18 protein-coding genes and 2 pseudogenes are annotated in these 18,918 nt (G+C 68.7%); 14 read left to right on the top strand and 6 right to left on the bottom strand.

Features of this window, described 5'->3' with window-relative positions:
* Positions 1 to 3: 3 nt before the first annotated feature.
* The gene (locus tag ACWEBX_RS07740; RefSeq protein WP_451884000.1) at positions 4 to 1,242 is read left to right on the top strand and encodes an MFS transporter; all 1,239 of its coding nucleotides are present in this window, start codon (positions 4 to 6) and stop codon (positions 1,240 to 1,242) included.
* A 272-nt stretch (positions 1,243 to 1,514) separates the two neighbouring features.
* Positions 1,515 to 2,504, top strand: a complete 990-nt coding sequence (locus tag ACWEBX_RS07735; RefSeq protein ID WP_451883999.1) for an aldo/keto reductase — start codon at positions 1,515 to 1,517, stop codon at positions 2,502 to 2,504.
* 164 nt (positions 2,505 to 2,668) lie between these two features.
* Here the strand turns inward: ACWEBX_RS07735 and ACWEBX_RS07730 are convergent, their stop codons facing one another.
* Both ACWEBX_RS07730 and ACWEBX_RS07725 read right to left on the bottom strand, forming a co-directional pair.
* Positions 2,669 to 3,034 (bottom strand): signal peptidase I, encoded by a 366-nt coding sequence (locus ACWEBX_RS07730; protein WP_451883998.1) that lies wholly within the window; start codon positions 3,032 to 3,034, stop codon positions 2,669 to 2,671.
* Between the two features lie 62 nt (positions 3,035 to 3,096).
* Positions 3,097 to 4,296 carry a M48 family metallopeptidase gene (locus tag ACWEBX_RS07725; protein ID WP_451883997.1) on the bottom strand — a complete coding sequence of 400 codons (1,200 nt, stop codon included), beginning with the start codon at positions 4,294 to 4,296 and terminating at the stop codon, positions 3,097 to 3,099.
* Between the two features lie 178 nt (positions 4,297 to 4,474).
* On the opposite strand from ACWEBX_RS07725, the gene ACWEBX_RS07720 reads away from it, so the two are divergent.
* The 6 genes from ACWEBX_RS07720 to ACWEBX_RS07695 all read left to right on the top strand — a co-directional run bounded on the left by ACWEBX_RS07720 (position 4,475) and on the right by ACWEBX_RS07695 (position 10,622).
* Complete coding sequence (locus ACWEBX_RS07720; RefSeq protein WP_451883996.1) at positions 4,475 to 4,936, top strand: hypothetical protein; 462 nt, start codon at positions 4,475 to 4,477, stop codon at positions 4,934 to 4,936.
* Between the two features lie 329 nt (positions 4,937 to 5,265).
* Positions 5,266 to 5,982 carry an HAD family hydrolase gene (locus ACWEBX_RS07715; protein WP_451883995.1) on the top strand — a complete coding sequence of 239 codons (717 nt, stop codon included), beginning with the start codon at positions 5,266 to 5,268 and terminating at the stop codon, positions 5,980 to 5,982.
* Between the two features lie 548 nt (positions 5,983 to 6,530).
* Complete coding sequence (locus tag ACWEBX_RS07710; protein WP_451883994.1) at positions 6,531 to 7,742, top strand: M4 family metallopeptidase; 1,212 nt, start codon at positions 6,531 to 6,533, stop codon at positions 7,740 to 7,742.
* Between the two features lie 70 nt (positions 7,743 to 7,812).
* Positions 7,813 to 8,115 carry a protealysin inhibitor emfourin gene (locus ACWEBX_RS07705; RefSeq protein ID WP_451883993.1) on the top strand — a complete coding sequence of 101 codons (303 nt, stop codon included), beginning with the start codon at positions 7,813 to 7,815 and terminating at the stop codon, positions 8,113 to 8,115.
* A 329-nt stretch (positions 8,116 to 8,444) separates the two neighbouring features.
* Positions 8,445 to 8,858, top strand: coding sequence for a peptidoglycan-binding domain-containing protein (locus ACWEBX_RS07700; RefSeq protein ID WP_451883992.1), 414 nt, complete (start codon positions 8,445 to 8,447; stop codon positions 8,856 to 8,858).
* A gap of 174 nt (positions 8,859 to 9,032) precedes the next feature.
* Positions 9,033 to 10,622 carry a hypothetical protein gene (locus tag ACWEBX_RS07695; protein ID WP_451883991.1) on the top strand — a complete coding sequence of 530 codons (1,590 nt, stop codon included), beginning with the start codon at positions 9,033 to 9,035 and terminating at the stop codon, positions 10,620 to 10,622.
* 384 nt (positions 10,623 to 11,006) lie between these two features.
* On the opposite strand, the gene ACWEBX_RS07690 is transcribed toward ACWEBX_RS07695, so the two are convergent.
* Positions 11,007 to 11,450, bottom strand: a complete 444-nt coding sequence (locus tag ACWEBX_RS07690; RefSeq protein WP_451884052.1) for a MarR family winged helix-turn-helix transcriptional regulator — start codon at positions 11,448 to 11,450, stop codon at positions 11,007 to 11,009.
* 171 nt (positions 11,451 to 11,621) lie between these two features.
* Between ACWEBX_RS07690 and ACWEBX_RS07685 the strand changes: the two genes are divergently transcribed.
* The gene (locus ACWEBX_RS07685; protein WP_451883990.1) at positions 11,622 to 12,455 is read left to right on the top strand and encodes an alpha/beta fold hydrolase; all 834 of its coding nucleotides are present in this window, start codon (positions 11,622 to 11,624) and stop codon (positions 12,453 to 12,455) included.
* Between the two features lie 42 nt (positions 12,456 to 12,497).
* On the opposite strand, the gene ACWEBX_RS07680 is transcribed toward ACWEBX_RS07685, so the two are convergent.
* Positions 12,498 to 13,712: an MFS transporter gene (locus ACWEBX_RS07680; RefSeq protein WP_451883989.1), complete on the bottom strand. Its 1,215-nt coding sequence runs from the start codon at positions 13,710 to 13,712 to the stop codon at positions 12,498 to 12,500.
* 68 nt (positions 13,713 to 13,780) lie between these two features.
* Between ACWEBX_RS07680 and ACWEBX_RS07675 the strand changes: the two genes are divergently transcribed.
* Positions 13,781 to 14,176, top strand: a complete 396-nt coding sequence (locus ACWEBX_RS07675) for a MerR family transcriptional regulator (protein ID WP_451883988.1) — start codon at positions 13,781 to 13,783, stop codon at positions 14,174 to 14,176.
* A 278-nt stretch (positions 14,177 to 14,454) separates the two neighbouring features.
* Here the strand turns inward: ACWEBX_RS07675 and ACWEBX_RS07670 are convergent, their stop codons facing one another.
* Positions 14,455 to 16,347, bottom strand: coding sequence for an endonuclease/exonuclease/phosphatase family protein (locus ACWEBX_RS07670; protein ID WP_451883987.1), 1,893 nt, complete (start codon positions 16,345 to 16,347; stop codon positions 14,455 to 14,457).
* A gap of 161 nt (positions 16,348 to 16,508) precedes the next feature.
* Positions 16,509 to 17,003, bottom strand: a complete 495-nt coding sequence (locus ACWEBX_RS07665; protein WP_355984831.1) for a cupin domain-containing protein — start codon at positions 17,001 to 17,003, stop codon at positions 16,509 to 16,511.
* A gap of 96 nt (positions 17,004 to 17,099) precedes the next feature.
* Here ACWEBX_RS07665 and ACWEBX_RS07660 point away from each other — a divergent pair, with 96 nt between their 5' ends.
* The 4 genes and pseudogenes from ACWEBX_RS07660 to ACWEBX_RS07645 all read left to right on the top strand — a co-directional run.
* Positions 17,100 to 17,936: a LysR family transcriptional regulator gene (locus tag ACWEBX_RS07660; RefSeq protein WP_451884051.1), complete on the top strand. Its 837-nt coding sequence runs from the start codon at positions 17,100 to 17,102 to the stop codon at positions 17,934 to 17,936.
* 250 nt (positions 17,937 to 18,186) lie between these two features.
* Positions 18,187 to 18,325, top strand: a pseudogene (locus tag ACWEBX_RS07655) (transposase); the annotation flags it as partial.
* A gap of 13 nt (positions 18,326 to 18,338) precedes the next feature.
* Complete coding sequence (locus tag ACWEBX_RS07650) at positions 18,339 to 18,662, top strand: hypothetical protein (protein ID WP_451884055.1); 324 nt, start codon at positions 18,339 to 18,341, stop codon at positions 18,660 to 18,662.
* Positions 18,635 to 18,832, top strand: a pseudogene (locus ACWEBX_RS07645) (transposase); the annotation flags it as partial. The gene ACWEBX_RS07650 and the pseudogene ACWEBX_RS07645, both read left to right, overlap by 28 nt.
* Between the last annotated feature and the right edge of the window lie 86 nt (positions 18,833 to 18,918).

Raw genomic sequence — 18,918 nt, 5'->3', positions numbered from 1 at the left:
GGCATGCAACCTTCGCTTCGAGCCGCCCGCGTGGCGACCTACGTCTACTTCGTCCTGTGCGGCACCCTCATGGGCGCCTGGGTGGTGCACATTCCCGCCGCGGAGGAGCGCGTGGGCGTCAGCCACGCGACGCTGGGCGGCCTGCTGGTCCTGCTCGGGCTCGGGGCCTTCGCCGGGATGCAGATGGCCGGCCCCCTGACCGACCGCCTCGGCGCACGCGTCGTGGTCCCGGCCGGCGGAGTGCTGTGCGGCGCGGCCCTGATGCTGCCCGGTCTCGCCGCGACCCCCTGGACGCTGGCGGGGGCGCTGCTGGCCTTCGGGTTCTGCAACGGCTGCCTGGACGTGAGCATGAACGCCCACGCCGTCCACGTGGAGAAGGCGTACGGCCGGCCCGTCATGTCGGGTTTCCACGCCACGTTCTCCGTCGGCGGTGTCATCGCCGCCCTCGTCGCGGCCGGAGCCGCGCGTGCGGGCCTGAGCCCGGTCCCGAGCATGGCCGCGCTCGGCGCCGTGGCCATCGTGATCGCCCTCGCGTCGGCGCGCGCCCTTTTGCCGATCGCCCCCGCACCTGTCGCCGCCGACCCCGACCCCGACCTCGGCTCGGGCTCCGGCTCCGCGGAGGAGGCCGAGACATCACCGGTCGGCACGCCTCGCGGCGGTAAGGGACGCGTCTGGCTCCTCGCCGTCCTGGCACTGATGGTCATGTTGTGCGAGGGCGCGGCCAACGACTGGAGCGCCCTGCACCTCAAGGACGTCCTCGGCGCGCCTGCCGGCACGGCCGCCTTCGCCTACGGCACGTTTGCCGCGGCCATGACCATCGGCCGGCTGCTCGCCGACCGCCTCGTTGCCCGGTTCGGCTCCATGGCGATCCTGCGCCACGGTGCGGCCATGGCGGCCGTCGGCATCACGCTCGTGGCTCTCGGCCCGTGGATGTGGGCCGCGTTCGCGGGCTGGGCGCTGTTCGGCCTGGGCCTGTCGGGCACGGTCCCTCAACTGTTCAGCGCGGCCGGGCACGCCGATCCCGCGGCTGCCGGCGCCAACGTCTCCAGGGTCGCTGGACTCGGCTACGTCGGCATGCTCGCCGGTCCCGCCGTCATCGGCTGGCTGACCCACCTTGTCGCCCTCAACCACGCCTTCATCCTGCTCACCCTGCTGTGCGTGACCACCGCCGCGGCCGCGGGGACCTTGCGCACCGGATCCGACAGCACGCCCCGGAAAGATCTGGCACCCGTCGGCCAGTGACCGCGTGCGTCGTTCACCGGACGGGGTGAGGCCGGTACAGGGAGGTATCCGTGGCCGCGCGGAATGTCCCGTTCGAGGTGCAGCTCGGCGTGAGAGCCGACTTGCGCTGGAGTGCGCTCCAGGTCGTAGCGTCGCAGACACCACGGTGTACGAAGCCTGTGGCCCCGGCCCCTCAGGGGATGCCCGGCCGTGGGAATCGTCGCTGGATGGATGAAGGGCTTCGCCGCCCGATGAACGACATGACGAGTGTGCAGAGAAAACTGGGAGACGGCATGCAGAAGCGCAGTCTGCGGGACCTTCAGGTATCGGCCATCGGCCTGGGATGCATGGGCATGTCCGCCTTCTACGGATCCACGGATCAGGACGAGGGGATCGCGACCATCCGGCGTGCTCTCGACCTCGGGGTGAACTTCCTCGACACCGCGCAGATGTACGGGCCGCTCACCAACGAGTCGCTCCTCGGCGAGGCGATCCGGGGGCGTCGCGAGGAGTACGTTCTCGCGACGAAGTTCAACTACCGGATGGACGATGCCGTACCCGGTGACATCAGCACGGTCGGCCCGCAGGACGGCTCCGCCGAACATGTCCGGAGCTCGGTCCACGGCTCCCTGCAGCGTCTGGGGACCGACCACATCGACCTGTACTACCAGCACCGGGTCGACCCGAACGTGCCCATCGAGGAGACGGTCGGCGCGCTGGGTGAGCTGGTCGCCGAGGGCAAGGTGCGGGCCATCGGTCTGAGCGAGGCGAGCGCGGAGACCATCCGGCGCGCCCATGCCGTGCACCCGATCACCGCGGTGCAGAGCGAGTACTCGCTGTGGTCGCGGGACGTGGAGGCCGAGGTGCTGCCCGCCTGCCGTGAGCTGGGCATCGGTTTCGTGCCGTACTCGCCGCTCGGCCGTGGCTTCCTCGCCGGCCGGTTCACGTCGCCGGACGAGCTGGACGCGAACGACTGGCGCCGCCAGAACCCGCGCTTCCAGGACGCCAACATCGAGGCGAACATGCGGCTGGCGGCGAAGGTGAAGGAGATCGCCGCAGAGAAGGACGTGGCCCCGGCCCAGCTCGCCATCGCCTGGGTACTGGCCCAGGGCGAGCACCTGGTCCCGATCCCTGGCACCAAGCGCCGCACCTACCTGGAGCAGAACGCCGCCGCGGTCGACATCGAGCTGACCAAGGACGACCTGGCCCGCATCGACGCGGAGCTGCCCGAGGCGGCGGGGGAGCGCTACGACGAGGCCGGTATGCGATCCGTCAATCGCTAGCCGGGCCGCCGGCAGCCACTGCCGGGTCCGGTCCTGCCGTCACCAGAATCGCCGCCTTCGCCGCGGCCGCGGGCTCCCCGCCCCCGGCCGCGGCGACCGCACGCTCAGGGGCGCCGACGCCGGTGGCCAGGCAGGAAGCGGATGGGACACACCGCCGGATCGCCCTAGTCGGCCGCCTTGTATCCGGGGAGCGAGGGCCAACGGACGGTGAGAACCACGGACTCTTCCTCCGCGAACCAGGAGTGATCGACGCCCCGGCGCCACACGACGTAGTCCCCCTGCTCGGCCAAGAGCACGCTGCGTCCCGGCAGTTCCACCCGGAAACGCCCGCTGATGAGGACCAGCAGGGCGGTGCGCTCCTCACCCGTCACCCACTGCGCGCGCTCATCGCCCTGCGGATGGACGCCCCATTTGATCTCCAGGGCTTCACTGTGCCGAGGGTCGGAGACGCCCTTGAAATGCCCCAGCAGCCATCCCCGGTCCAGTGCCGCGTCCTTGCCCGCGTTGCCCACATACACGCTGTCGGTCATGTCTCGGAAGGTAGCAGCCGACTACATTGTGTTGGTTCGCCATGGCTGACACGTCTGCAACGTCAGTCCTGGACGCAGTCTTGAACGATCCTGCGAGCCAGTAGGCGCTTCCGTTCGCGGAGTTCGTCCTCGATGGCGGCGACCCGGGGCGCGTCGAGCGTGACGGTGGCCGGGTGTGGCGTCCCCAGGGACAGCCGCGTCACGCGCAGGCCACTGGCTGGGAGAGCGGAATCCTTGTCCTGTCCGCTCGGTGGGGCGGGATCTGCCGGGACCCCGTTGCCCGGGTTGACGTCATCGCCCTTGCTTCGCGCGCTGTCGCGCAGTACTACCGCGTGCGTGCCGACCTTCGTCCAAAAGTCCTCGTCCACGTTCTGGGCGCTGCCGGTCCAGCCGAACGACTGTGCTGCGACGGCCAGTCGGTGTATCTCGATAGTGACGCCGTCGGCCAGTCGCCGGTCATGCAAGGCTGAGAGAGCCGCTTGGGTGGAAGCGACACGAGCAGCCGCGGCGTCCGCCTGGAACTCCGCGCGCCGGGCGCTTGGCAGTGTGAGCCGGACCAGCAGCCGAACGGTGCCCTTCATCAGCAGGCCTGGGATCCACAGGGCCCAATCCGCCGTGCGGCCGTGGGCCTTGAACCGCACGGCAGCCACGGCCATCTCATCGGCGTACCGGGAGAGCGGGGACGTGTCGAAGGCTGCGTCCGCTGTGGCGGCCCGGTGTTCCATCTGTTCCACCCCGTCGGCCAGGGCAGCGAGCGCGCTGCCGACGACTGCCCCACGTCGGACATCGCGAGATGCCAAGTGCCCCAATTCATGTGCGAGAGCGGCGACTCTCTGTTGAGGCGCAGAGGCCAGCCAGAGGGGATAGCCGAGCACCAGTCGCCGTCTGCGTCGTATGCCGTAGGTGGTGGCTCGTACGGAGAAGTCCGTGCTGAGCTGTACGACATCGAGGCGCCGTACGCCCAGTGCATCCGCCACGTCGTCCAACAGGGCGTACACAGCGGGCGCTTCCTCCCGCGACAACGGGGGCAGGTCCGGGTCGAGTCTGTCGAAACGGGGCAGCAAGAGGGCGGCGCACAGGACCAGCACCAGCCCGACCAGCGGCTGCACAACCGTCTTGAGGCGCAGCACGATCAGCAGGAGACCGCCGATCAGCAAACTCGCCGTCAGGATGTGCACCAGGCAGGCGATGCCATAGGCGGCGGCCGTGGATAAGTGCTCCCGGTACGGTAAGTCAGTCTCAGCCTCGACCTCAGCAGCCACCTCGACCTCGCATGCCGCTCCCCCCGACGGTCACCGAAGGCGGCATCCTCCTCCTCGCGCGGAGTATTGCCAAGGCGGCTTTCCGCCTGTGGGATGTCTCGTTCTGAGAAGATCCCGACGTGTTCAACCTCGGGATCGAAAGTTACGTTCAGCCTGGCTGCGTCGGAGGAGGGCGGGCGTGACGCCGAGACCGTCGATGGACGCAGCCGCGGGGGTGCTTGCTGGCGAGGTGGGGACGGGGGCGCCTGCCGATCCGGTCACGGAAGACGTCTGGCTCGCCTTCCTCCGTTTCGGCCGACGGGTGTTCCATGTCCCGGACGCACCTGACGCCGACGGCCTTTTGTTTCAGTACGGCACGTACGCGTTCGACGGTCCTCCGACCTTCACGCTGGACCTCGCCCGGCAATTCGAGGTCATCGACAGCGGCGGTGATCACGAGCACTACGTGCAGGTCCACTGCGAGCTTCGGTACGGACGGGCACCCGCTTTGGAGTCCCTGGAAAGCTTCAACTGCTGGTTCTTTCACGGGGCCGGAGACGATCTCGAAGAGTGGGCCCGGGGTGTGACCGAGCGGGCAGCGTGGACGGCGATCCGCAGACTCAGGCCCGCCGAGATCAGGGTGTACCAGGAGCAGGTGTAGTCGCTCAGGCCGCCATCGTCGTGGGATGCCCTCCTCAGCGGATGGCATTCCTCGCACTCCGTATTCCCTTCAACTGTCTGAAGTTGAACGGCATTCTCATACATCTCAGGATGCGAAAGCGCAACCGAAGGGGGACGATGGAGGAGCCGGGAGTCCGTGCTCGGAGCGCCTGTATGGCCGCCGGCGGACGGCGCGGGCCTCAGGATTCCCGCAGTGGGCGACACCCGCCCCTCCGGCCCCCTTGTCCCCGAACAGTCCTTCCTGCTACGGCCGTTTCGCCTGGGCGCGTGCCGATTCAGGGGCCGGCTTCACCTCGCGGAGGCATCGAGATGCCCGTGCTCTTCTTCGACATAGGAGCGACCTTGGCCGACGCCCGCGTGGAGGCGGACGGTTCGCTGACGTTGCTGCCCCGACCGCGTGTCCTCGCCGTACTCGATGAATTCCGCGACGTACGCAAGGGTGTCATTTCCAACCCCGGCCCCGGTGAAGGTGCTGCGGAGCGCGCCTTTTCGGCTCTGCGGGAGGCGTTCCCCGGTCGCTTCACGGACAACGCGCTCGTGCACTGGGGTTCCAAGGACAACCGGGAGATCTTCGACGAGGCGGTCGCCGGCACGGCGGGGGAGGACTCGCCGCCCTCGGCGGCCGGCGACTGCGTCTTCGTCGGCGAGGATCCCCAGGAGCGCGCGTTCGCGAGGGAAGCCGGGCTGCGTACCGCGCCTCACCCCGTGTTCACTCGCGCCGCAGTGGAGAACCGGCCCGTCTTCCGGGCTCGGATCGAGTTGTCCGATGGCCAAGGGCTGACGGCTCTGGAAGCCGTCGCGAACCGGACCGAGGTCGTGACCCTGCACAAGACCTCCGCCCGGCTCGTGCCGGCCATGGCGAGCACGGCCGGAGCCACGGCACTCGAACAGGCCGGTTTCACGGTCGACTTGCGGGGACCGGTGGAGGATACGGAAACGCCTCTCATCCACGACGATCGTTTCCTCGCTCCCGCCCCGGCACACCGAGCGACTACTACCGGACTCGGCACTCCCTTCACGTCCTAGCGCCGCGACAGGCAACGTTCGCCCCGTCGGGCGAACGTTGCCTGCTGCGGCACCGGATGAGTGTGGGCGGCACAGCGTGAACACCGAACTCGCGTCCGAAGTGACCGAGTGTGCGCGGAAGTTGTTGCCTGAGGAAAGCTGTCGGCCGGGTCCGCGTCATCCTGGGAAAAGGGGCCTCGCCCGGGGTGCGCGTCGATGACACGGAGCGGATACTCGAAGTAGACACGGTTCTCACCTCTTCGGTCATGCGCACGAAGCAGAGACAGTGAGACCGCTCGCTACACGGCTGAGCCGGCACCCCGGAATTCACCTCGCCGTACAGAGGTGCGGAGCAGGTGGGCCCGGCGCGTCAGACGCGATTGTCCGGCCACAGTGAAACCGTCCGCCTGGCGATCGACACCGTCGATGCGCCGTCTCCGGCGCAGACGATCGACGAGGGCGAGCTCCAGTCGGGATCGGTGTGATTGTTCCGAACGCTGAGAACAACCACGCGACCACATCCGATGAGTGAGGTTTCCCCGCCTCTCCTCATGTACGCGAGGTGTCCCATGACCAGGACCTACCACCTCCATTGCATCATCCCCCCACACCTGCTCGAGAAGCTCTTGAGCAGTGACGACAGCGAAGTGCGCCAGATGGCGCTGAACACCATGCTGACCACCGCTCGGTTGCGGGGTGAGCGAGGGATCCGGGCATCCTTCGCCGGAGTCGCTGCCGCCCCCGGCAACGGCCGGCGGACCGTCTTCGACTGCCAGAACGGCACCTTCCTCCCCTCGGCTGTTCTCGCCCGGTCGGAGGACGGCCCGGAGTCCCCGGACGATTCCGTCAACCGGGCATTCGGCGGACTCGGAACGACACGCGATTTCTACAAGTCGGTGTTCAACCGCAATTCGATCGACGGCCAGGGAATGCGCCTGGACGCGTTCGCCCACTTCGGCGAACGGTTCAACAACGCTTTCTGGGACGGCCGGCAGATGGTCTTCGGTGACGGGGACGGAAGGATGTTCTCCGACTTCACCGGATCGGTCGACGTGATCGGCCATGAGCTGACACACGGAGTCACCGAGCTCACCGCGGGACTCAAGTATCACAACCAGTCCGGGGCTCTGAACGAATCCATGTCGGATGTCTTCGGGTCGCTGGTCAAACAGTGGTCGCTGAAGCAGTCGGCCGATGAGGCGGACTGGCTGATCGGGCCTGACATCTTCACCCCGGGAATCGACGCCGACGCCCTGCGGTCGATGAAGGCCCCGGGGCACGCGTACGACAACGCTCTGTTCGGCAGGGACCCCCAACCCGACCACATGGAGCACTTCGTCAGACTGCCGGACACCGAGAAGGGCGACCTCGGTGGAGTACACGTCAACTCCGGCATCCCGAACAAGGCGTTCTTCCTGACGGCGTCGCGCATCGGCGGATTCGCCTGGGAGGCTCCCGGCCTCATCTGGTACGAATCGCTCAAGGCTTCCAACGCCGAGACGCAGTTCCAGGAGTTCGCGAACACCACGTACCGGAAGGCCGCGGAGTTGTTCGGCGACGACAGCGCCGAACAACTCGCCGTACTGGCCGCCTGGCAGGATGTCGGCATCCAGATCAGCGGGATCCTGGCAGGCGTCGCCCGCTCGCGAAGCCTCGCCGCCAACCGGAACGGTGGCTCAGGCGCGGACAAGGGAATGGCAACCGTGAGCCAACAGATCGGCGCACTGGCCGCCCAGGTGACGGGGCTGGCCAGGGACGTGACCGCGCTGAAGGGCAAGTGACCGACGGGGGTTGACGTCGGCGCCCCTCCGAGGCGAGGGAGCCGGTCGGTCGGCCGGGAAGGTGTGCCCGATGCGGGTGACCTGGGAAGCACAGGGAGGCCAGGCGGCCGCGATCCGCCTGGGCCTCCCGCCCAAGGTGCTCGACGCCGATGCCCTGTCCCAGAGCGCGGCGGGAGAGCTGGACCGGCTGGTGGCGGCGGCCGCCCCCGAGGCCGGGAAGCCACGGCCGAGCCGGGCCAGGGACGCGATGAGCTACGCGATCACGGTGGAGGACGGCGGTCGCTCGACCACGCTGACCCAGTCCGAAGCCGCCATGTCCCCGGCGTTCGCCGCTCTGCTCGGCTGGCTCGAAACGCACGTCGCACAGCCGTGATGCGTCCAAGAGCGTCCGGATGAAGAGCTGCAAGACCCTGTGTGGCTGCCGACCAAGACCCTGCGCGGCTGCCGACAGTGGGCGGCGGTCTCCGTCATGCGGTTCAGGCCGCCGCCCCACATGCAGAATCTCGCGCGACATCAGCAGAAGGACCCCTCAGCCGTCTCGGGGTGTCCGTACCGAATCCTGTGCAACTCCCTTTGGCCGCACGCTTGGTGAGAGGCTTTCATACCGCTGACACCTTCGGATTCCTCGAGGTGCAACCAGGTTGCGTGAAGCGCATGATGGAGAGGGGTTCTCTCTTCTTGGAGGCGATGAGGATGCGACGTGTGTTCACCGCCGCAGCGGCCCTTGCTCTTCCCATTGCCCTGGCGGGAGCGTCGTCTGTCGCTGCGTCCGGCGAGACCTCCGTCAAGGCGGCTTCCAGTGTTCAGGTCGTGCACCAGTCGAAGAATCCGGCACATCTCGTGTCCCAGGGCCCGGATGACGTCTGCAACTACACCAAGAGCCGACCGAGCCTTCATCAAGGATCTGCCGGCCGGGCAGTACAACAAGCTCAGTGCTACCTGAATCAGGCGATCGGTGCCGGCCTGGACGAGGACGGGGACTTCGGTCAGCTCACGAAGTCCGCGACGAAGGAATTCCAGCAATGTGCCGAGATTGTCGTCGACGGGGTTGTCGGAGCGCAGACTTGGTCCTTCCTTTCCTTCTGGGCCAACTCTCCGGACGCTCCCTTCTGCTGACGAGTCAGGGGGCACCCGGGAAACCCGGCGCCTGACGTCTTTGGCCCAGGCATACCAGGCATGCCATCGCCCAGGGAGTCCCCGCACGCCCCCGCGGTCCCAACGCTCCCGGGTCCCTGGGTGACACCCAGCCATGTCGGCAGAGCCGGTTCACATCAGGCCGAGGAGAACACCATGGCCGACCACATGCACGCCCACATCCCGCCCGAGGTACTGGCGGGCAGGGGACAACCACCACGCGAACCGGTCACGGACCCTACGCTGGGGCTCCCGATCGATCACCCGGAGCCGGGACAGGAGCCACGCCACCGGCTCGTGACGATCGGCGACTCACTCACGCACGGGTTCCAGAGCGGAGCGATCTTCAACACCGATCTGTCCTACCCGGCGATCATCGCTCACGAACTGGGCTCCGACACCGACTTCCGATTCCCCGAGTACCCGGGGTACGGAGGGCTGCCCCTCAACATCGAACTGCTGCTGAGGGAGCTTCAGGAGCGCTTCGGCAAGGATCTGGACTGGTGGGAGGTCCCGCTGGCCCTGTTCCACGCCCGCAGGTTCCTGGACGAGGTCGAGGACTACTGGGAGCGCGGGCCGGGAAGCGTCGTCCCGCAGATCAACGCCATCAACGACAACCTGTCCGTGTACGGCTGGGACCTGCGCGACGTCCTCGAAAAGAGCGCCAAGATCTGCCAGGACGCCATCGCGACACCCACCGACAACCTGCTGCGGCAGACCGTGGAGAACAACGGTGACCGCGCGGCACTACGGGTCCTGCCCTCCAGCAGCGTCGACCGAGGCGGAACCATGACGCTGCTGGCAGCCGCCCGCCGCCTCGGTGAGGACCGGCCCACCGGAGAGGACCACGGAATCGAGACCCTGATCGTCTTCCTCGGCGCCAACAACGCCCTGCAGACAGTGACCCAGCTCAAAGTGGAGTGGAGTGGTGAGGGATACGACGACCTCGAACGCAAGAAGGAGTACACGGTCTGGGATCCCACCCACTTCAAGGACGAGCTGAGGCAAGTCGCCGCCCAAGTACGGCAGATCGCGGCTCGCCATGTCATCTGGTGCACCGTCCCGCACGTCACCATCGCCCCGCTCGCCCGTGGAATCGGCGCCAAGAGCGCTCCAGGATCCAGGTACTTCCCCTACTACACCCGGCCCTGGATCGACGACGACACCTTCAGCCCCGTCCTCCACCCTCACCTGACGGGACAGCAGGCGGAAGACATCGACCGTGCCATCGACCTCTACAACGAGGCCATCACCGACCACGTGAGAGCAGCGCGGACGGCGGGGGCGGACTGGCTCCTCATGGACACGGCAGGCCTGCTCGACCGACTCGCGTCACGCCGCTACATGAAAGACATGACGGCCCAACCCTCATGGTGGCGGCCCTACCAACTGCCGCCGCAACTCAAGGCCCTTGCTCCGGAGCCGAACTCCCACTTCATCACCAGCGATGGGACAAGACGTACCGACGGCGGCCTGTTCTCGCTCGACGGCATTCACCCCACCACCATCGCCTACGGGATCGTCGCCCAGGAATTGATCAACGTCATGCTCACCGCCGGCGTGCGGTTCCGCCACTCCGACGGCAGCGCACGGACAGCCCCGGTCACGGTCGACTTCGAACGGCTCATCCGCCGCGACACCCTGGTCAACCAGCCTCCCGGCAACCTGGACTCCACCCTGAACATCCTCGCCTGGGCGCAGTCGTCGCTCGGCCTCCTGAAACGCACCCTGTACTTCCGCGTCTGACAGGTCTCCCGGATCCGAGAGCGTCAGCGTCCGTCAGTGTGTGTCCGGGGCGTCGAGAGCGGCCGACGGCTCATTGCCCGGCCGTGCCCAACATCGCGTCGGCCGTCACGAAACGGTGCTCTCCCGGCTTCAGTGCTCCGGGGAGGCAGCCGAAGTACTCCGTTTCCGCAGTCCCGGTGAGCACGGCCAGGAGGAAAGCGAGCACCCCATGGCGTGCTGCTCCCACAGAGGACCCTGACGAGGGCGTCGAGGGCGATCACGGACCGGACGCTACAGGGACACCGGCCGCCACCCGTGGGCGGGTTCCCAGCCCGCTCCGAGGACGGTGGCGCAGGTCAGGATGTCAGCCCTCGTGAGCTGCGGGGAGCTGCTCGGTCGCTGATCCTAGAGCTCCTCACCCGGAGCGCCGATGCGCCGCAACAGGCCGAGCAGCGTGGCCCGTTCGCCTTCGTCGAGCGGGTCGAAGGACGCGGCGAGGACATCGCGGGTGACGGTGCGCCCCGCCCTCAGGACCTGCTCGCCGGTCTCCGTCAGGTGGTGCTCGATGCGCCGGCCGCGACCGGGACGGCGTTCGATGAGGTGCTGGGCCGCGAGCCGGGAGGCCAGTGTGCCGAAGGACTGGTCGCCCTGGAACGTGGCGACCGCCAGCTCATGTGCGGATGCTCCGGGCGTGCGTGCGATGGCCCGCAGCGCGTCCCACTGCGCCAGCGTCGTGCCGACCGCCGCCAGGCGGGTGTCGAGCGCGCGGTGGTGCCGGTACTGCGCTTCCTTCACGGCGCGCCCCAGCTCTTCGACATCGACGGGAACGGCGGGCGAGCCCGGGTCCACGGCGGCCGGAGCGGCGAGGCCGGACGCGGTGCCGGGGGTGGCAGCGGCCCTGGTCCCGGCCTTGTCGGCCGCGCTTCGGGCCCTGGATTCCTCATGGTTCGCGGTCATGGTCGCATCCTATTCCAGAATCTACGGTTGCGTATATACGTATACGTAGATACCGTGGAGCGCATGACCGACACCGAGATGCGCACCCGTACCGTCCATCCTCGCCCCGACCTCCCCATCACCCTCACCGAGACCGGACCCGCCGACGGCCGCCTCGCGCTCGTCCTGCACGGCGGCGGCGGGCCCGCCACCGTTCAGGGCATCGCCACGCACCTGGCCGAACGACACGGCATGCGTGCCGTCGTTCCCACCCACCCGGGCTGGAACGGGACCGAGCGCCCCGACTGGCTCACCGGCGTCGACGACCTGGCGCTCGCCTATCTGCACTGGCTCAGGGACGAGGGCCACCGTGACGTCCTCGTCGTCGGCTCCTCGCTCGGCGGCTGGACCGCGGCCGAGATGGCCTTCCGCGACGACGGCGCGGTGATCGGCTCGCTCGTCCTGGTCAACGCCGCGGGCGTGGCTGTCCCGGGAGAGCCGGTCCGCGAGATCTTCGGGCTCCGGCCGGACGAGATCGCCGCGTACTCCTTCCACGATCCGGCCCGTTTCGCGGTGGACCCGGCCACCCTCACCGAGGAGCGGATCGCGGTCCAGCAGGCCAACATGGCCACGCTTCGCCTGCTTGCCGGTGACCCGTATATGCACGACCCGAAGCTTCTGAACCGGCTCGGACGGGTGCGGATCCCGGCCCTCGTGGTGTGGGGGGAGAGCGACCGCATCGTCACGCCCGCGTACGGACGGGCCTACGCGCGGGCGTTCGCCCGAGGGCGCTTCGAGCCGATCGCCGAGGCCGGTCATCTGCCGCACGTCGAGCGCCCCGAAGCGACCTTCGCCGCCCTCGACGCGCACGTCGATGCGCACGCCGGTGCCGCGAGTGCTCCCGCCCTGCGGAGGTAGGGGTGTCCGCCCGTGCCACGGACAGTGATGTGTTCGCGCGTGTCACGGTGCGTCCTGGTCCGCCGGTGCGAAGGCATGGTGTCGCGCGAGGGCGATCACGGTCAGGCTGAGGACTCCGAGGCCTGCCGCGACCGTGGCGTCGGCGGTGACGTCGACGCGCTGCACGAGGAGGCCGCCGATGATGCCGCCGAGTGCCATGGCCGCGTTCCACAAGGTCACAAGGATGGCTTGCGCGGTGTCGGCGACGGCTGGACTCCGACGTGTCCCGGCCTGACCGGCCGCGGTCTGAAGAAGCGTGGGCGCGGCGCCCCACCCCAGACCCCACGCGACGGCCGCCACCCAGACGACGGCGTGCGCCGTGGTGGCGGCGAAAGCGGCCGTGGCGAGGGTGAACAGCGTCGCGGCGGCCAGCGCGAGCCCGCGAAGACGACCGTCGATGTGGCGGCCGGTGTACCAGATGCTGAGCAGGCACGCGATGCCGAAGGCCAGCAGGATCGCGTCCGCCGCGCTGCCGAGGCCGGCATGTGACAGGTACGGCGCGATGTACGCGTAGATGACGGTGTGGCCGAGGACGAAGGTCACGACGACGGCCATGACGGCGCTGACGCCGGGGACCCGGAGCGTTTGCAGGGTGGTCGGCTTCGGCTTCTCGGCGGTCGCCGTCGGCCGGCTGATGGCGGGAACGCTGAACAGGATCCACGCGAGGACGGCGAGAGTGATCACGGAGACAGCCACGAAGGACACTCGCCACCCGATCTGTTGCCCGATCAGCGTTCCGGCGGGAACACCCAGCGACAACGCCAGGGGGATTCCGGTCATCGCGATCGCGATGGCGCGTCCTTCCTGACCGGCAGGCGCGATATGCCGTGCGTATCCGGCGAGGATCGCCCAGGCGAGTCCGGCGGCGACGCCTGCGAGGAACCGTGAGACGAGCAGGACCGCGTAGGTGGACGCGGCGGCGGTGAGCGTGTTCGCGACCAGGAAGACGGCCATGGCGCCCAGTAGCAACGGCTTGCGCCGGACTCCCGCCGTGGCGGCGGCCAGCGGTATGGCGGTCAGGGCCGTGCCGGTGGCGTACACGGTGACGGTCTGGCCCGCCGCACCGGAGCTGACGCCGAGAGAAGAGGACATCTGGGGGAGTACGCCCGCCGGGAGGGTCTCGGTCAGGCTGGTGATGAAGACCGCGGTGCCCAGTGCCAGCAGAGCGGACCAGGGCAGGGCAACACGTCGTGTGGGAGGAGCTGTTGTGGTCGTCATGCACTGATCGTGAAACCCTCACATACATGTGATGGTCAAGCCCGGGCCGGGCGGCTAACCTCAAGCGTGTGCGCATCGGTGAACTGTCCCGCGTGTCGGGCGTGTCCCGGCGTCTGCTGCGTTACTACGAGGAGCAGGGCCTGATCGTGCCGGACCGGTCGGCGAACGGATACCGCGACTACGACGAGCGGAACGCGGACCGCGTGAAGCAGATACGCGGCCTGCTGGCGGCGGGGCTGCCCACCCGGCTCATCAAGCAGATCCTGCCGTGCCTGGACAAGCCCAGGTCCATTCACTTCCCGGACGCGACCCCGGACATGCTGGCGTTGCTGACCTCGGAGCGGGACAAGCTCACCGACCGGATCGAGGTGCTCACCCGGAACCGTAACGCGATGACCGAGTACTTGGCCGAGGTGGAGCAGCACCGCGCCCCGGTCGCGCCCGGTCGGCGGGACAGCGCCTGATCAACAGCGCGGCACTTGAAGCCAGTTCCTCGCAGGACAAGCTCCTGGACCATCCGGTCGCCGTCGTCCGCTTCCTCACCTGACTAGCTCACGGACAATCCTGTCCCCGTCGTGGCGGTGATCCGGTCGAGGGGTGTCGCGGAGCTCTGGGCCGGTCGGTCACTGAGCACGGGTGAGGAGAGGGCGGAGGCCCGTCGGTGGGGCCTGGGCCGACTGCTGCGCGTCGGCCCAGGCCCGGTTCGCCCCGCCGCCGCGAGGTGACGGTTACGGCGTCACGGCTACGGCACGATCGTCCACCGCTGCCGGGCGTCGTCGTTGCAGTTGTCGATCGTCACGTAGGCCGCTTCCCGCGCCGACGGCACCAGGCACTGGTGTGCGGCCTCGTTGCGGAAGCGGAGGGAGCCGTCCTCGTACATCTCCGCCTGCCAGCGGTGCCCCGTGCCGTCGTCCCTGGCGCCTCGGTCGCTGCAGTCGTGCAGCAGGGATGGTGCGCCGGGCCGGGGCTGATGGGTGTCCAGGATATCGACGCAGCGACCACCGCTGCCGAACGCCTTCAGCCGGACGATGTTGTCGCCCAGGCCGGCGTATTCCATGTCCCAGCGCTGGGTGAACGCGTTGTTGCGCGAACGGGTGGTCAGTCGGGTGCCGTCACGGCCGGGCTCCCCGAACTGGTCCAGGTAGAGGCCGTTCCAGGCACGCAGCCGGACCCGCAGGTCACCGTCCTCCCACGCGCGGTCGGACACCCCCCGGGAATTGTCCCACCACTGCTGTGAGGGACTGTCGTTGCACGCCAGGGCCAGGACACGCTGTTCGTTGCCCAGACCGGTCAGACACAGGCCCGGATAGGCCGAGTTGTGCCAGCGCAGCGGGCCGCCGGGTGTCCCGAGGTCGTCGGGTTGCCACTGTGCGAGGGGGGAGTCGCACGACAGCACGATGACGGACAGAGGGAGGAACGGGTTGAGGCCGGGGCACATCCCGGTGGCGCGGTCGGCAAGAGCGCTTCGGGCGCCGGACCTCGCCGCGGGGCTGCTGCCGACGGCAAAGCCGTACCAGTGCGCCTGCACGGTGTTCACACGGAACCGTTGACGCAGGTTGTAACGCTCCTGGGTGGTGGTCACCTCACCCCAGGCTCTGTTCTGGGCGTCCAGGACCAACCCGGTCCGGGCGTTCTCGAGGCTCGAGGTGAAGTTGTGCACCGGGCCGTCGGGCGCGGCCGGAACGGGAGTGGGAGCCGGTTCGAACTGGACGGGATAGTGGTCCGCCCCGCGCGCCGCGGGAATGTCCGCGTTGAACCGGGGTGTACCGCGCGTTATCGCGTAGTCGAGTTCGCCGCCTTGTTGGTGGGTGGAGCGGTTGGGACGGGCCAGTTGCTCGTTGGCACGCAGGCGCAGACTCTGATCCCGGGCCTGCTGGTCGGTTCGGTTGCGGATGTTGAGGTTGAAGTCGCCGACCATGACCCAGTTCTCGCCGGGCCGAGCGGCCGCGCGGATTCCCGCGAGCAGGCCGGGGACGTCGCCGCCGCGGGCGTGGACGTTGTAGTAGACGGTGTTGCCGATCCGTACACCGAGGGCGCGGCGGTAGCGGTAGTCGTCGCGGGGTTCGTCGCGGTCGTACAGCGGGTTCTCGATGACGCGGACCGCGTCCGCGCGGGCGTGCGTGACGACTGCCAGGTTGACCCGGCCGCCCTGCCAGCGATCCCGTCCCGTGGCGCTGTCGCGACGCGGGTCGGTCTGCAGGTAGTAGACGTGAAGGCGGTGGTGGTGGTATTCCCACTGCGTGTGGCTCACATGGTTCGGCAGGCCGGCCGGGAACGGACCGGGGATGGGGATCGATTCACCGGTGCCCCGGGTCTGGTGCGGTTCTGGGGGCGGTCCGTTGCCGACCTCCTGGAGGGCGACGACCTGATGTCGCATCGTCAGTGGTCCGACCTCGCCGTTCCAGCGCAACCCGCGGCTGGAACCCTGCATGTTGTAGGTGGCGAACGACAGGCTGCCGTCTGACGATGGGTCTGTCCGCCGGTCGTCGGCCCGCGCCGAGTAGCCACCCGGGCCAGGTGCGGCACCGACCAGCAGTCCGGCAGCCAGCAGCGCGGCGGTCAGGACGGCGGTCAGCCGCGATCCGCGTGGGCCGGAGCGTGCCCTGGTACGGGACGGGAACAACGGTAATCGCATCGGGTCTCCCTTTCAGAGCGATCTGTGTAGGTTGCGAACGGCCGCACGAACGATCTCTTCAGTTCGGCGGTTCTGCGTCAAGAGCCCCTCACGCGCCATGCGGACGCAGCGGGTACGGGGTTTCGGCCTGGTGTCAGCCCACGGTCCTTGGCCATGCCGCTTCAGGCCGGGCCGGTGGCGGGCACGGTCGCGTAGCGGCTCATCGCGTCGATGTTGGCCTGTGGCGTCAGCGGCCGGCCGTCGGCGAGCGCGTCTTGGAGGTCCCGGAAGTACTGGACGTACAGGTCGGGGGTGAAGGTGCTGAGCATGACGGCGGGTTGGCCGGTCGGGTTGGCGAAGGTGTGCGGGGTACCGGGCGGAACCATCACGAGCGTGCCCGCGGCGGCGTCGTGGTCCTCGTCCCCGACGGTGAATCGCACGGTGCCGGAGAGGATGTAGAAGCCCTCGTCGTGGCGGGCGTGGCGGTGCTGCGGCGGTCCCTGGGTGTACGGGGCGAGAACGGACTCGGCGATCGCGAGGCGGTGCCCGGTGTGGCTGCCGTCTTCCAGAACGCGCATGCGTGTGGTGCCCAGAACGATCGTCTCGCCGTCGCCGGCACCCACCACCGATACACCGGGGTGAGTCTGCGGCTTGTCGGTCTTCGCTTCTTCGGCCATGTCCACGAGTTCACCGGCGGGGACCCGCCGGTGTCCAAGACTCGTCCTGTGGCGCTGATACCGCGTGGGTATTGTTGCAGCGTGGAGCTACGGACCCTGCGCTACTTCGTGGCGGTTGCCGAGGAACTCCATTTCGGCCGGGCCGCCACCCGACTGCACATGAGTCAGCCGCCGCTGAGCCGGGCGATCAAGCAGATGGAGGCTGAGGTCGGTGCCCCGCTGTTCACCCGCTCGCCTGCGGGGGTCACGCTCACTGCAGTGGGCTCGGTGCTGCTGGACGAGGCGCGGGCCCTGCTCGACCATGCCGACCGCTTACGGGTACGCGTGAGCGCGGCGGCCGGCGTCGCGACCATCACCATCGGTCTCCTGGGCGACGGAACCGACCCGGGAGTGGCCAGGCTGGCCGCCGTCTACCGCCGCAGCCGCCCCGGCATCGACATCCGCATCCGCGAGACCGATCTGACCGACCCGACCTGCGGGCTGCGCGCCGGACTGGTCGATGTCGCGCTGACCCGGGCGCCGTTCGACGAGACCGCACTGACGGTGCGTGAACTGCGGACCGATCCGGTCGGCGTGGTTCTGCGCGCCGACGATCCGCTGGCCGGCCGCGACGGGCTGCGGCTGGCAGAGTTGAGCGACCGCCGCTGGTTCCAGTTCCCGCAGGGCACTGACCCTGTCTGGCAGTCGTACTGGAACGGTGGCAGGCCGCGTGAGGGCCCAGTGGTGCGCGCCGTCCAGGAATGCCTGCAGGCCGTGCTGTGGAACGGCACGGTCGGTTTGGCCCCGCTCGGGCACGACCTGCCCGGGGGACTGGCCCTGGTGCCGCTGATCGACATGCCTCCGAACCGAGTGGTGGCGGCGTGGAACAAGGGCGACACCAACCCGTTGATCCGATCCTTCATCGAGATCGCGACAACCGCGTACCGTTGTTGAGGGGAGTGTCTGGTCAACGACGAGAAAACCCGCCACCTCCAACCCGACCACCAGACCTCAACCATGGTTGGTTGGGGCCACGGTCGGCCCGACCATCTGGGTTCTAGGAGCTGTTCGGAGTTCGGATCTTCTTGATGCTCGGTGGTGTGCTGGTCCGGGCTGGTAGAAGTCGGGTGTGGCGCGTTTTGATGTGACGGATGCCGAGTGGGTGTTGGTCGAGGCTCGTCTGCCGGTGGCGGCGACGGGTCCGCTGCCGCGGCGGGTGCGGGACCAGTTCAACGGGGTGTTGTGGAGGTTCCGTACCGGCAGCGGATGGCGTGATGTCCCGGAGCGCTACGGGCCCTGGTCCACGGTGTATTCGCGGTTCAACGCCTGGTCGAAGGCCGGGTGTTCCAGGGGTTGATGGACGGCCTGATCGCCGAGGCGGCCGCACGCGGGCGGGACGGGCTGGAACTGGTCAGTGTGGATTCCACGATCGTGCGGGCCCATCACGAATCGGCAGGCCTGGCGATCGCCGGGGAGACCCTGGACGCTCTCGAACAGGCCCCGACCGAGGAAAAGGGGGTTCCGCTGCCGGAGCAGGGACCCGTTCTGCGGGTGATGCGCCGCAGGCCGCACCCGGTGCGGGCGACGCGCAGGAGGAGGACCGGAAGCGGTCCGCGGCACGGCGTCGTCGCCGGGCACGGGCGAAGGCCGCCGGGCTCGGCAGGTCCAGAGGTGGTCTGAGCAGCAAGGTCCACGCTGCGGTCGATGCGGCGGGACTGCCTCTGGTGCTCGTGCTGACCCCAGGTCAGGCTGCGGACTGCCCGCAGTTCCGGGCGGTACTCGACCGGGTCCGTGTCGCAGGTCCGAGGGGTCGCCCGCGCACCCGGCCCGGGGCGGTGGCCGCCGACAAGACATCCCACGCGGATAAGCGTCAAGCCGCCGCTGCCTTGAGGCCTGCTGAGGCCTGTGGGAAGGCGACTGCTTCGTTGTAGGTGTG

It is taken from the genome of Streptomyces sp. NPDC005070 (assembly GCF_053600395.1).
This window is presented reverse-complemented; position numbering and strand designations above follow the sequence as displayed.